Origin of the sequence: Flavobacterium sp. 22659, assembly GCF_052044235.1 — a bacterium.
GTDB lineage: Bacteria > Bacteroidota > Bacteroidia > Flavobacteriales > Flavobacteriaceae > Flavobacterium > Flavobacterium johnsoniae.
This window is the reverse complement of record NZ_JBQEMU010000011.1, coordinates 158,639-171,127: the sequence shown is the minus strand read 5'-3', so window position 1 is coordinate 171,127 and position 12,489 is coordinate 158,639. Positions and strand designations below refer to the sequence as shown.

At 33.2% G+C, this 12,489-nt stretch carries 13 protein-coding genes and 1 pseudogene; 4 read left to right on the top strand and 10 right to left on the bottom strand.

The window, feature by feature from the left end; genetic code table 11:
* The 4 genes from ACTJIW_RS13245 to gldB form a co-directional block, all read right to left on the bottom strand.
* Positions 1-1,379: contractile injection system protein, VgrG/Pvc8 family (locus ACTJIW_RS13245; protein WP_440718455.1), on the bottom strand; the 1,379-nt coding region annotated here is incomplete at its 3' end.
* Positions 1,380-1,400: 21 nt separating this feature from the next.
* Positions 1,401-1,793 carry a type VI secretion system tube protein TssD gene (gene tssD / locus ACTJIW_RS13240; protein WP_012023871.1) on the bottom strand — a complete coding sequence of 131 codons (393 nt, stop codon included), beginning with the start codon at positions 1,791-1,793 and terminating at the stop codon, positions 1,401-1,403.
* Between the two features lie 358 nt (positions 1,794-2,151).
* Positions 2,152-2,487 carry a gliding motility protein GldC gene (gene gldC, locus ACTJIW_RS13235; protein WP_012023870.1) on the bottom strand — a complete coding sequence of 112 codons (336 nt, stop codon included), beginning with the start codon at positions 2,485-2,487 and terminating at the stop codon, positions 2,152-2,154.
* Positions 2,487-3,443, bottom strand: coding sequence for a gliding motility lipoprotein GldB (gene gldB, locus ACTJIW_RS13230; RefSeq protein ID WP_149208395.1), 957 nt, complete (start codon positions 3,441-3,443; stop codon positions 2,487-2,489). Before gldB ends, gldC begins: the two co-directional genes overlap by 1 nt.
* A 112-nt stretch (positions 3,444-3,555) precedes the next feature.
* Here gldB and nadE point away from each other — a divergent pair, with 112 nt between their 5' ends.
* Together nadE and ACTJIW_RS13220 are read left to right on the top strand one after the other, a co-directional pair.
* Positions 3,556-4,362, top strand: a complete 807-nt coding sequence (gene nadE / locus ACTJIW_RS13225) for an NAD(+) synthase (protein ID WP_012023868.1) — start codon at positions 3,556-3,558, stop codon at positions 4,360-4,362.
* Between the two features lie 92 nt (positions 4,363-4,454).
* Positions 4,455-5,084, top strand: coding sequence for a response regulator transcription factor (locus ACTJIW_RS13220; RefSeq protein WP_121362197.1), 630 nt, complete (start codon positions 4,455-4,457; stop codon positions 5,082-5,084).
* 86 nt (positions 5,085-5,170) lie between these two features.
* Here the strand turns inward: ACTJIW_RS13220 and dnaG are convergent, their stop codons facing one another.
* The 4 genes from dnaG to ACTJIW_RS13200 all read right to left on the bottom strand — a co-directional run bounded on the left by dnaG (position 5,171) and on the right by ACTJIW_RS13200 (position 9,737).
* Complete coding sequence (dnaG, locus tag ACTJIW_RS13215; RefSeq protein ID WP_440714420.1) at positions 5,171-7,240, bottom strand: DNA primase; 2,070 nt, start codon at positions 7,238-7,240, stop codon at positions 5,171-5,173.
* A 117-nt stretch (positions 7,241-7,357) separates the two neighbouring features.
* Positions 7,358-8,386, bottom strand: a complete 1,029-nt coding sequence (locus ACTJIW_RS13210; protein WP_012023865.1) for a hypothetical protein — start codon at positions 8,384-8,386, stop codon at positions 7,358-7,360.
* Between the two features lie 72 nt (positions 8,387-8,458).
* Positions 8,459-9,190 (bottom strand): hypothetical protein, encoded by a 732-nt coding sequence (locus ACTJIW_RS13205; RefSeq protein WP_440714421.1) that lies wholly within the window; start codon positions 9,188-9,190, stop codon positions 8,459-8,461.
* Positions 9,177-9,737, bottom strand: coding sequence for an RNA polymerase sigma factor (locus ACTJIW_RS13200; protein ID WP_433815382.1), 561 nt, complete (start codon positions 9,735-9,737; stop codon positions 9,177-9,179). The genes ACTJIW_RS13205 and ACTJIW_RS13200 overlap by 14 nt, the downstream gene beginning before the upstream one ends.
* Positions 9,738-9,914: 177 nt before the next feature.
* On the opposite strand from ACTJIW_RS13200, the gene ACTJIW_RS13195 reads away from it, so the two are divergent.
* Positions 9,915-10,640, top strand: coding sequence for a hypothetical protein (locus ACTJIW_RS13195; protein WP_440714422.1), 726 nt, complete (start codon positions 9,915-9,917; stop codon positions 10,638-10,640).
* Positions 10,641-10,651: 11 nt separating this feature from the next.
* Here the strand turns inward: ACTJIW_RS13195 and ACTJIW_RS13190 are convergent.
* Positions 10,652-10,826: pseudogene (locus tag ACTJIW_RS13190) on the bottom strand (polyprenyl synthetase family protein); the annotation flags it as partial.
* Positions 10,827-10,869: 43 nt separating this feature from the next.
* On the opposite strand from ACTJIW_RS13190, the gene ACTJIW_RS13185 reads away from it, so the two are divergent.
* Positions 10,870-11,361, top strand: a complete 492-nt coding sequence (locus ACTJIW_RS13185) for a barstar family protein (RefSeq protein ID WP_440714423.1) — start codon at positions 10,870-10,872, stop codon at positions 11,359-11,361.
* 11 nt (positions 11,362-11,372) lie between these two features.
* Here ACTJIW_RS13185 and ACTJIW_RS13180 read toward each other — a convergent pair whose 3' ends face one another.
* A complete protein-coding gene (locus ACTJIW_RS13180; protein WP_440714424.1) occupies positions 11,373-12,350 on the bottom strand; it encodes a polyprenyl synthetase family protein in 978 nt (325 codons plus the stop codon).
* Between the last annotated feature and the right edge of the window lie 139 nt (positions 12,351-12,489).

Sequence of the window (12,489 nt, the reverse complement as noted above, 5' to 3'; positions counted from 1 at the left end):
GTGCTGAAACCGCTTTTTTCTTTTCTGCTGGTTATGGTTCCTATTGCAATAGGCAGTTCGGCATTATTGCCCTGAAAATCTACAAAAACTGTATCGCCAATTTCCGGCAGCGTATGGTTTCCTCTGGCATCGCCTCCGTATTTCTGCACGAAGGGAATATAAGGAGTGGTTTCGCCTTTGGCTTCCTGCCACGGCATCTGCACCTGTATGCCGCTGAGTCCGTCCGGGTCCGCATTGCCCGTTACAACAGCAGTCTGGCTTCTGCAGAACGGCACTAAATCAGGATCGGTCTGGGGAGAGAATACAGAACCGTTAAAGTTTACGGCTGTAAAATAATTTTCATAACCGCCTCCGTCGTCGCAAATGTGGGTTATCTGTGTTACGCGGTAGGAGCTTTCCAGCTGTACGTCGACACCCGCTATCCTGACTTCGTTTCCTATCGTAATTCCCGGAACTTCGCTGGAGGCTTTTACTTCTGTTAAACGGCTTAAAATAGCACGCATTTTGTTTTTGGCATATTCTTCTGAGGAACGTCGTGCAGATCCTCCGGCAGGATTCTGGTTAAGCTGTATTATGGTTTCTTTATTAAAGAACTCATTAGACTTATTTAAAAAGTTCTGCTGAAAACCATCGGCTTCCCTTCTGTATTTTAAGGTTTCATCGGTTCTGTAACTGCCGTCTCGGTTGTCATTTTCTATTACTTTAAACATTGCCGGCATGAGTTTAATGGTATAATCAAAATCCTGCATGTTTACCCCGTAAACTAACTGGGGCTGTCCGCCCACACCGCCGGGGCTTCCAAAAACAGTGGTGCGTCCGTTATAATACAGCCAGTGTCCGTTTCTTTTTGCCAGACGGTTTAGAAAAGAGAAATTACTTTCGTTATACTGCACCGTATAAGGCAGGTTTTCTAAATAAAATGGTCTTACATCCATATCAATATCACAGCCTGATTTTACTTTGGTTACAATATCGCTCAGGGTCATATTGGTAAAAGAACTGCATTCGGGACCGTTTTCGAGTGCTATCGTGGAGCTTTTCCCTTTTATTACGATAATTTCTTCTATATCTTTTACACGGGATTTCTTCAGTTTTACTTTGGTTACCACACCATAGAACTGCATGGTGTAATGTTTAAGGTCTGCGCCAATCATGAGATCTTCCAGACCGTCTATAGGTTTTATTTCGATGCTGATTTTCTCGCCGTACAGTTTTTGTGAAAAAGGCATCACACTTTTAAACTCGTCAACTAATAAATCCTGTCGTACTTCAAATGAAAAAGTATGATGATCGTGGATGGTTTGAAATATCTTTAATTTATTGAAATTGGTAATCCTGATTTCGCCTACTTTAATAGTGGTTATTGTTTGTAATGCCATGGTCGTTGTTAGTTAAGATGTCTATGAATTTTTCCAGTTATTTTCAAAAAGAGTATTTCCTATTTTTACTTCATTTGAAGAAATTAGAATTTCGGTAACCATTGGAACTGATCCTTCGCTTCTGAAACTTTTATGCAGCGATATGCAATAGGCTTTTTTAAAGGTTACATTTTTCATAGTACTCATAGCATCTCTGCGATAGAAAATAATTTTTCCATCTTTTACACTCGTCTGCGAAACCATCCAGTCCGAAAATAAATCGGTTTGTGTGCTTTCTATAACAAGTTTTATCTGTCCGCCTTTTGCTTTATTGGCCGGTTTTCCGTTAGTATCAACATTTTGAATAAAATGAACATCAAATTCTAAGACATTAAAAATTTCGTTGTCTAATTCTAATTTTGCTAAAAAACTCATTTTTATATTATATTTATTAATTACTGGCTTTTATGTGATGATACTTATGGGGGTTAAATTTTTGAAAGGCAATATTTAATTTTAATATTCATACTATATCGATTGAATAAATGTATTGGAATTACAATTCCAAGATGTACCCCTAGACGTCATAAAACTATCAGAATAAGACATTTTTGATTGTTTACAAGAAGAACCTTCCATGTCTTTAAGTTTTGGCAGGATTAATTAACTGCATAAAAAAAACGCTGTAAAACTCAAGTCTTACAGCGTTTTTTTATGTAGTCAATGTTCAAAAAAAATCCCAAATTCCAGTTTTGCAATTGGAATTTGGGATTTTAAAATATTGGATTTTCTATTATTTAGTCAGCTCCAGTTTTTCTGCAAAGTAATCACAGAAGTCTTTCATTGTGTCTGACATTTTTTCGTCATCGGTTGCACGTTTAAAAGTATCTGCCATTGCTACTAAAGTCTGGTGAAAGAAAATTTTCATTTCGTCTACCGGCATATCTTTTGTCCATAAATCGATACGCATTGTTTCCTGCGCTTTACTGTCCCAAATTGAAAGCATAATAGCTTTTGCTTCTTCTGCAAGAACACCACCGTCCTGAGCGCTCCAGGTTAATTTTTCGGGAACGCGGTTTTCGTCTAATTCGACGTTGAATTTAATTTCTGATTTTATTGTATTTGACATTATTTCTTAGGTTTATATTTTGACTTTTCGAAAATTTCTTTTGCATTTACTTTTAATAATTCTGACAGCGAAACATTATTGTTTTTCATATACGAACGTACAATCTGCCATCCAATCCAGGCGCCCACTCTTCCCGGTGAATCGTTATCTATTTCGAGATAGAATTTAGAAAACGGAGCCGGCACTATAAAACGTGTTGTTAATTTAGGATCTAAACTATACAGCATTTCGTTTTCAAGAAAATAACGCCACATATAGCTTTCATTTTCTTCACACCATTTTATCTGCTCAGGTTTGTAACCTATTTTTTCGGCATCGGTATATTGAGGCAGAAGCAAATCTTTTGCATACAATTGTTTTCCTTCAAAAATCATCTGAGATATTAAATTTTTATCAGGATAAGACGGAATGTTTCGGTAAGTAAAACTCGAAACTACATCCGGCATAATTTGTCTTTCCTCAAAATTGTATTTTAAATAATTTGGAAACTCATAAAACTTATGCTCTCTTCCTAAATACAACTCTAAGGCAACAATTACAAGACTGTCTGCATAAATTGCCTTTGCATTATAATCCATTTCACCAATCACTGTAATAACTTTTGGTGTTTTTGTTTTTGGAAAATAATATTTTACGTGTTTAAAAAGTTCGTTAAACTCTTCACGAACAGGCTCAAAATTGGCGTATTTTTTTTGGACTTCATCATAAACTTCTCTCCAGATTGGTTCTTTCATTTTTTGAAGCCAGACGTTGTCATCATTTCCTTCTGGAAAAAAGAACGGATATTGTTTTTTTACTTTAGCCAGATCTTCTGGTTTGGTCTCAAAAAACACTTTATCAAAACGTTCTACTTTAATATCAACCGGAATTTCTTCAACCTCTTTTTCAACCTTTGTTTTTTGGTCACAAGACAAAAAAAACAAGCACAGAACCACTACAAAGCGATACATTTTCATTTTATTTTAATTAGATTTGTGTTGCTGGAATTAGACTACATATATATGTACTATATGTAATCAAAAATAATTCTGCAAATATACATCCCTGTATCTTAAATCATGAACTATTATGGCTAAAAAAAGCACAATTCAAACAGAAAAAGTAAATACACATATTGTTGAATGGTTAAAAAATTATGCTGCTAACGCAAAAGTGAACGGTTTTGTGATTGGAATTTCCGGCGGAGTTGACTCTGCAGTGACTTCTACCCTATGCGCACAGACAGGTTTACAGGTTTTATGCGTAGAAATGCCTATCCATCAGGCTGAAAGTCAAGTTTCTAGAGGAAGAGAACATATTGAGCAATTAAAAAAGCGTTTTCCAAATGTTTCGAGTGTAGAAACTGACCTTACTTCAACTTTTGAAGCTTTTAAGAGCTCCGTGCCAACCTCAAAAGATTCAACAAAAGTTAATTTATCATTAGCCAATACAAGAGCACGTATAAGAATGACTTCTTTGTATTATTTAGCAGGAATAAACGGGCTATTAGTAGCAGGGACAGGCAATAAGGTCGAAGATTTTGGTGTAGGATTTTATACAAAATACGGAGACGGCGGTGTAGATTTGAGTCCGATTGCCGATTTAATGAAATCTGATGTTTATGCTTTAGGAGAGTTTTTAGAGATTCCAAAATCAATTTTAACAGCTGCTCCAACAGACGGTCTTTTTGGCGATAACAGAACAGATGAAGACCAATTAGGCGCAAGTTACGACGAATTAGAATGGGCAATGATCGCCTCAGAGTCAGGAAATACGGCGGATGACTTTAGCGGGAGAGAAAAATCTGTCTTTGAAATTTATAAAAGATTAAACACCAGTAATAAGCACAAAATGGATCCAATTCCGGTTTGTTTAATCCCAAAAACGTTAAAATAAATATTTTAACATTTGTCTGCAATATATTACAGAATTTATTTATTAATTTTACAGTTCCAAAAACATGATAACAATTCTAAAAAGGTAAAATTATGATTAAAGTATGTCTTGCAGACAATCATCCTGTGACTCACTTTGGCGTTAAGTCTTATTTTAAAGACCACGATCAAATTTCAATTGTTGCCAACGTAGGCAATTTTTCAATGGTTAGAGATATTCTTCAAACGAAGGAAATCGACATTCTAATCTTAGATTTAGAATTAGAAGGCCTTTCAAGTATCTTCGAAGTAAAATCTATTTTGAAAAATTTCCCAAAAACAAAAATTGTAATTTTCAGTGACTTGGCTGAGCAAATGTATGCTCCAAATGCTATTAAAGCTGGAGTATCCGGGTATGTACACAAAACAGAAAAACTTGAAACTTTAGGTCTTTCTATTATTAAAGTACACGAAGGAAAAATTATCATCAACGAAACAGTTCGCAAAAACATGGCCCTTATTGCTAAACAAAGCAAAAGCGAACGTTTGTACAGAAAACTTTCTAACCGTGAAATCGAGGTTTTACGTTATTTAAGTGATGGTAAGAAAAACAATGAGATTTCTAAAATCTTAAGTCTGAACGAAAAAACGATCAGTACTTACAAACTAAGATTGTTAACTAAACTAAATGTTACCAATTTAGTTGATTTAGTTAATAAAGCTAAGACTTTAGAAATTATTTAATTTCGGTGGTATCCTGATTTACTTTCGTAAATCATCAACCATAAAAAAAGCTCTATATTGTTAATCAGTATAGAGCTTTTTGATTTTTATCCGCCATGGTAAGGAACGACTACTCTTCCTAATTTTTTTGAAAAATTATTCAGCAATTTAGAATAATCGACCACCATCATCAATAATTCAGAATTATCTTCCTGTGGATCAGAAATTAATGAATGTTTCAAATCATGGATAATTTTTGAAACTAAAAACCATCGCATCGAAAATATGGTATCTGAAACATTTTGTTCGATTGTTACATTTTTATGTTTCGGAAAAATATTCTGCCCTTCCCAATTATGAATGGTAACTTTTTCATCTTCCATTAAAATATTGGTTACTTCCTGAGCAAAATCAGGATTGAGGTGCATTAAATATTTATCCAGACTAAAGGTTTCGTTTTGATTATAATAATCAATTAATCCTGAAAAAATATTCTGAAAAAGAGCATTTGATAGTTCTACCTCGTCTTCCTGCAGACTCAGATAAATTTTTTCATAAACCTTATACCTTCGCTTTTCACTTACCTCTTTAACATTTCCTTCTTCATCAGCTTTTAAAAAAACATCTTCAAAATCTTCTTCTACGCTTCCGTACAGCAATAATATCTCTATAACTTTTCTTTCAAAGCCATACAAAATATCTACTTTTTCTGCTGTTTCCTGCGGATAACCAGGTTCTTCCGGATAATAACCATCAGGCGGTCCTGTTCTTGGATCTTCCGGATCTCCTCCTGAAAAGCTGGTATTTGGCGGCGGATTTCTAAAAACCTGAAAAGGTTTTTGTTCCTGTTTTTGCTTTTTATTTGCTTCGGCAAGATCTTTTTGAACCAGCTGTGCCAGAGTACTCACCAAAACCTGCTCAGAGATTTCCATGATTCGGGCACATTCCTGAATATAGACTTCTCGCTGAATACGATCTGGAATTTTAGAAATACTCGTGACCATATCACGAATCAAATCGGCTTTTTTTATAGGATCATTTTTAGCTTCTCCCATCAGGATTGAAGCTTTAAATTGTATAAAATCTTTACTGTTGTTTTCCAGATACGCCACCAGATCATCATGTGAATTTTTTCGGGCAAAACTATCTGGATCTTCTCCATCAGGAAAGGCGCAAACTCTTACATTCATCCCTTCTTCCAGAATCAAATCGATTCCACGAATAGAAGCCCTAAGTCCGGCCGCATCTCCGTCAAAAAGTACTGTAATATTTTTAGTTAAACGATTAACAAGTCTAATTTGATCCGGCGTCAAAGCAGTTCCGGAAGAAGCCACAACGTTCTCAATTCCAGCCTGATTAAACTGAATAACATCTGTATACCCTTCTACTAAATAACAATTATTTAGTTTGGCAATAGATTGTTTTGCCTGAAAAATTCCGTAGAGAACTTTACTTTTATGGTAAATATCACTTTCTGGTGAATTGAGGTATTTTGCTGCTTTTTTATCGTTGGTTAAAATACGTCCTCCAAAACCCAAAACGCGTCCCGACATACTGTGAATTGGGAACATTACACGACCTTTAAAACGGTCAAAAGGACGATCCTCTCTCGCAATGGTTAAACCTGTGCTTTCCAGAAATTCTAATTTATATCCTTTTCCCAGAGCCTCTTTTGTTAAAGCATCCCAGGTTTCAGGAGAATATCCTAAAGCAAATTTCTTGATGGTTTCATTTGTAAATCCTCTTTCTTTAAAGTAAGATAAACCAATAGCTTTTCCTTCTTCAGAATTAATTAAAACATCCTGAAAATACTTTGCAGCAAATTCTGAAACCAAATACATACTTTCACGAACATCGGTCATTGCTTTTTCAGCATCCGTTTGTTCGGTTTCTTCAATTTCGATATTGTATTTTTTAGCCAGATAGCGAATTGCTTCAGGATAGGTAAAATGAGAATGTTCCATCAAAAAGGCAACCGAGTTACCGCCTTTTCCGGAACTAAAATCTTTCCAGATTCCTTTTGCAGGCGAAACCATAAACGATGGTGAGCGCTCATCTGAAAACGGACTCAGACCTTTGTAGTTGCTTCCTGCACGCTTTAAATTAACAAAATCGCCAATAACCTCCTCAACTCGAGCGGTTTCAAATACGGCATCTATTGTACTTTGTGAAATCAAAACGTAAATTATTTTTTTAAAATTAGAGCCTGTAAAAGTACGCAAATCCAACCTGAATTTACAAAAAAAGTGCCTCTTTCGAAACACTTTTTCTACTAACTAAACTCAACTTTATTTCTAATTTAAATCGAGACGTAATCCCAAAGAAATATTGTTTTCTTTAACTAAATTATCCTGAAACAATGGATTTAAATCGTATTTAAAATACAAACTCACATCTCTGTAACCTATATAAGAACTTAATCCGTAAATAAAATTATTTACATTATAATCGCCTTTGATTCTTGTTTTGTATTTTAAATCGTCTTCTTCGAACTTCAAAATCTGTTTTGATTTTACATTTATACCTGCATAACCTCCCACTCCAAAACGGAAACTTTTATGAGTTTTGAAATATGTTTTTCCATTTTTTTCAATAGGTCTCGTAAAATCAAATTCTAAATGTACTGGAACAGCCAAATAGACATTTCTAAAACGGGATTCTGTTAAGTGAATCGAATTGACTTCCAGATTAGTCTGGTCTCCGTTTACCACAAAAGTCCTGTTATTTGTTGGACGGATATTGTTGTACATTAATGAAAGCCCGTATTTTGCATGAAGCAGATTATCGTTTTTCATTAATCGTGAGTTATAAGTAAAACCCCATTCGTAAAAATGCGAACCTATAAAACTATAATTTGAATCCTGCAGTTTTCCGTCAACCATAGTATTGTTTAAACCCATGGCAAATACAAACTGCGAAGTAGTTCTTTTTTCTCCGTGAATCGAATCTTTGTCTCGTTTTGGTGATTTCCATCGAATCATGTAAACCTTTGAAGAATCTTCTTTTATTTTTCCGTCTACTTTTTTCTGAACCAAGTCATTTAATTCATTTTGAGCCAGAGTTACTTTTTCTTCTATAATTACAGCTCTCGCTTCTGCCAATTCTTTTTTGCGTTTATCAGCTTGTTCCTGCGTGATTTTACCTTCAGACAACTGAACATTTATGGCTTCTATTTCTTCTTTTAAAGCTTCTTTCTCTTCTTTGGTGATTTTCTCTATTTTATTGGCAATTCTTTTCGCTTCAGACTCAAAAGTTTCCTGTCCTATCACTTTGCTTACTACTAAAAAGAAGAAAAGTATAAGATAAATGGTAAAATTTTTCATAATTGATTGTTTTAAAATGATTGATGATTTGATTGATGATGATTTTTTAATTGTTATTTTAAATATGAATTGTTATTTCTTTTCTTCCTGATTTCTGTTTGACAAAGCCACTTTAACTTCCTGAAGATTTTTGTTCACCTTTGTAATTACTTTTTCTCTAAAAGAAAGTTCTAATTCGCCGTCGACCTGATTTAGAAAATCAGCCGCGTTGATTTTTACTTTGGCTTTTTTAACCTTGTTTGCGTTTTCTGCTAAAACTTTATTTTCGGCAGTTTCAAGCAGCTGGTCAATGTTTTCTTTCTTTTGGTTTTCGGCAATTACAGTTTGATTGTTGTTTGTTGATTGTTTTTCCTGATTGTTTTTGATGATGATTGAAGACTCCGCTATTTGATTTGATTGATTTTTAAGGGCTTTATTTGATGGTTGATTAAGATTATTTTCTTTTTTATCTGATACAGATTTTGAAGTTTCTGTTGAAGATTTTTCTGCAATTACAGTTTCAGTTTTAACAGAATCGATAGTATTTATAGCTGGTTTTATAATAGAATCTTTTTCGGCATTTTCTTCGATTACCACATTTTTTGGTGTTTGAATATCTTCTTTCTGATTAAAAAAGAAAGTCCCAACTAATAAAAAGCCCACAACACTTGCCGCGATGTACAACCATTTTTTGCTTTTCTTTTTAGGTTTTTCTTCGGCTACACTCAACATAGCATCTAATCGATCCCAGGCTTTCTCACTTGGTTCAATTTTTCGCTGGTTTAGCTTTTCACGGAAATCCTTTTCAAAATTATTCGGTTCCATTATCTTGTTTTTTTAAAATAGTAATTTGTGTTTGCAGCATTTTTCTGGCGTGCGATAATTGCGATTTCGATGTTCCTTCATTAATTCCTAACATCTTGGCAATTTCATTGTGTTTATAACCTTCTATGGCGTATAAATTGAAAACCATTTTATAACCATCTGGCAGGGCATCTATTAAATACTGAATTTGTTCTACTGTAAACTGACTGTCAATTTCATTGAAACTTTCTTCGACAAAAAATTCATCTTCGGCAAATTTTACTTTTTTCTGAACTCTTAAATACGAAATGCATTCGTTAACCATAATCCTTCGAATCCAGCCTTCAAAACTTCCTTTGTGTTCAAAGTTTTTTAGATTCGTAAATACTTTCATGAAAGCTGTAATCATTACATCTTCTGCTAGCTGAATGTCCTTTATATACTGCCGGCATACACTTAACATTTTTGGAGAAAACCTGCTGTAAATCTGCTGCTGTGCCTGTCGATTATTTTCGACAGCCAGCTTTATGATTTTGGTTTCTTCTTGATGTAAATGAATAATTTTCATTAATACGCTTTTCGGTTTTTGGTTTTAGAAACAGACTTCTATCAGCATAGACGATTGTCGATCTAAAATGGTTGCATGAAGGGTGGAAAAAATTTTAAATTAAAGTTAATTTTTAAAACAAGAATGATAAAAATGTAAGTTTTTATTTATAATTTTACAAAATAATTTAATTAAATTATGACTGAAAATATCCACCTTTATCCTGACATTGAGAATGTCTTCATTGACAAATCATTAGGTATTTTTTTCAAACCTATTCTAACGGCAAAAACGTTAGTTAATGGTGAAGATTATCATATTCATATAGTTTCAACAGATGGTCTTTTTTGTAAAAATGAATACAAATATTCTGAAAACAATTTTTTTGGCTTTAAATATATTAATGGCAAATATGAATTTCTGGGTGACTTGGCAGTTTTTGATGATTATGAAAAAATTTACGAATTACACAATGCTTTAGAAGAAGACTTTACTCAAAATAAAGATACTTATTTAAAAGAGAAAAGAACTGTAGATGATTATTTAGAAAACATCCTTCAACAATTAGAAAAAAATAATTTCTATAATTTTTCAAATACTGAATACTATGCAGAAGCATTTTACAGCTATAATTTCACGAAATATTTCTATGAAAAATTTGGCGTTCATAAGCACATATCAGTCATAACCGAAAATTATGGTAAAAATACCGATCCTTTTTTATTAAATAAAAAAGAGGCGCTTTCCATTCTTGAAGAGTTTATAATTAATATCGACCATAATTTAAAAAACAATTATCAAATTAATCAAAACATGTTTGTGGCCGCTACAGAAATTTCTCGATTTATGTCAATTATAAGAGATGGAATTGTACTTTCTTTATTAGATACCTCAAATAAAATTGTTTATATACTTGAATATTAATCCTAGTAATATTACTTCTTCCTCTCAATTACATAATTAACCATCAAAGTCAAAGCATCTTTATACTCAGAATCTTCAAAGTTTTGAAGTAGAGAAAGTGCTTCCTGCTGGAACTGCACCATTTTCTTCGACGTAAGCCAAACCATTATTATTTTTTACAAAGGCAATAACTCTTTTATGCTTTTTTGCTCTTTAAAAAATTTTAAATTAATAATTTATTTAGAAAAATATGAGCTCATTTAAAAACTCTTCCGAATTATTCAAAAAAATTGATTATCAAATTATAGCCAATGGCTGTTTTCAATTATATTTAAGTAGTGCTATTTTAGGAAATGATATAGGGTGGTTAGAAAATGAAGGATATGAAATTATTCAATTTGAATGTAACACAGAAAATAATTTATTTGAACAATTTAGAGAACAATTCTTATTTCCAAAATATTTTCATCATAATTTAAATTCTTTAAATGATTGTCTAAAAGATATTGAAACAAAAGGAATTGGAATGGCAATTGTATTTAAAAATGCTGATAATCTAAAAAAAGATATCTTATATAAAATTTTAGACACATTTGTAAATATGGCTCGACTAAATTTTATTATTGGAAAACGAATACTAATTTTAGTTCAGGTGAATAACAAGGATTTTAATATAGATGATATAGGCACAATTAAAGCGACTTGGAATATAAACGAATGGCGCGATTCAGAGCGAAAATAATATTAATATAACTATTTTTTCCTCTCAATTACATAATTCACCATCAAAGTTAAAGCAGCTTTATACTCAGAATCTTCAAAGTTTTGAAGTAGAGAAAGTGCTTCCTGCTGGAACTGCACCATTTTTTCTTCGGCGTAAGCCAAACCATTATTGTTTTTTACAAAGGCAATTACTTCTTTTACTCGTTTTTTGTCTTTGTTATGGTTTTTAATGGAGTTGATAAGCCACTTTTTTTCCTGCGGTGTGCAGGTATTTAAAACGTGAATTAAAGGCAGCGTCATTTTTTGCTCTTTAATATCGATTCCGGTTGGTTTACCAATAGCTTCTTCGCTGTAATCAAACAAGTCGTCTTTGATCTGGAACGCCATTCCTATAAGTTCACCAAACATTCGCATATTCTCAACCTGAACATCATCTTCAATTACAGCTTTTGCACCAAGCGCACAACACGCAGCAATAAGTGTTGCGGTTTTCTTTCTGATGATTTCGTAGTAAACATCTTCAGTAATATCAAGTCTGCGGGCTTTTTCTATTTGAAGCAATTCACCTTCGCTCATTTCGCGAACGGCAACAGAAATGATTCGAAGTAAATCAAAATCGCCATTATCAATAGAAAGCAGTAATCCTTTTGAAAGAAGATAATCTCCAACTAAAACAGCAATTTTGTTTTTCCAAAGCGCATTGATTGAGAAAAATCCGCGGCGGCGATTACTATCGTCTACAACGTCGTCGTGAACCAAAGTTGCCGTATGAATTAATTCAATAACCGATGCCCCGCGATAGGTTCTTTCGTTTACAGTACCGCCAGAAACCATTTTTGCAGTAAGAAACACAAACATCGGACGCATTTGTTTTCCTTTTCTGTTTACAATATAATAGGTAATCCTGTTGAGTAACGCAACCTTTGAGGTCATCGATTCATGGAACTTTTTTTCAAAAAGTTCCATCTCGGCAATAATGGGCTGTTTTATTTGTGAAGTAATATTCATTTCGATTCCAAATATACTATTTTAAATAAAAAAACGTTGTCTATTTTATGTTAGTATATCAACAATTTCAATACTAATTTAAAAAACAATCCAAAAACACTTCAATCTAATACTAATTTGAATTCATTAATTAAAAGTA

What these genes read in the sequence shown, in the direction of transcription:
- gldC (WP_012023870.1), bottom strand. Translation starts at nt 2,487, where the DNA reads ATGTCAAATACAATAAAATCAGAAATTAAATTCAACGTCGAATTAGAC.
- nadE (WP_012023868.1), top strand. Translation starts at nt 3,556, where the DNA reads ATGGCTAAAAAAAGCACAATTCAAACAGAAAAAGTAAATACACATATT.
- ACTJIW_RS13185 (WP_440714423.1), top strand. Translation starts at nt 10,870, where the DNA reads ATGAGCTCATTTAAAAACTCTTCCGAATTATTCAAAAAAATTGATTAT.
- tssD (WP_012023871.1), bottom strand. Translation starts at nt 1,793, where the DNA reads ATGAGTTTTTTAGCAAAATTAGAATTAGACAACGAAATTTTTAATGTC.
- ACTJIW_RS13180 (WP_440714424.1), bottom strand. Translation starts at nt 12,350, where the DNA reads ATGAATATTACTTCACAAATAAAACAGCCCATTATTGCCGAGATGGAA.
- ACTJIW_RS13200 (WP_433815382.1), bottom strand. Translation starts at nt 9,737, where the DNA reads ATGAAAATTATTCATTTACATCAAGAAGAAACCAAAATCATAAAGCTG.
- ACTJIW_RS13220 (WP_121362197.1), top strand. Translation starts at nt 4,455, where the DNA reads ATGATTAAAGTATGTCTTGCAGACAATCATCCTGTGACTCACTTTGGC.
- ACTJIW_RS13195 (WP_440714422.1), top strand. Translation starts at nt 9,915, where the DNA reads ATGACTGAAAATATCCACCTTTATCCTGACATTGAGAATGTCTTCATT.
- gldB (WP_149208395.1), bottom strand. Translation starts at nt 3,443, where the DNA reads ATGAAAATGTATCGCTTTGTAGTGGTTCTGTGCTTGTTTTTTTTGTCT.
- ACTJIW_RS13205 (WP_440714421.1), bottom strand. Translation starts at nt 9,190, where the DNA reads ATGGAACCGAATAATTTTGAAAAGGATTTCCGTGAAAAGCTAAACCAG.
- ACTJIW_RS13210 (WP_012023865.1), bottom strand. Translation starts at nt 8,386, where the DNA reads ATGAAAAATTTTACCATTTATCTTATACTTTTCTTCTTTTTAGTAGTA.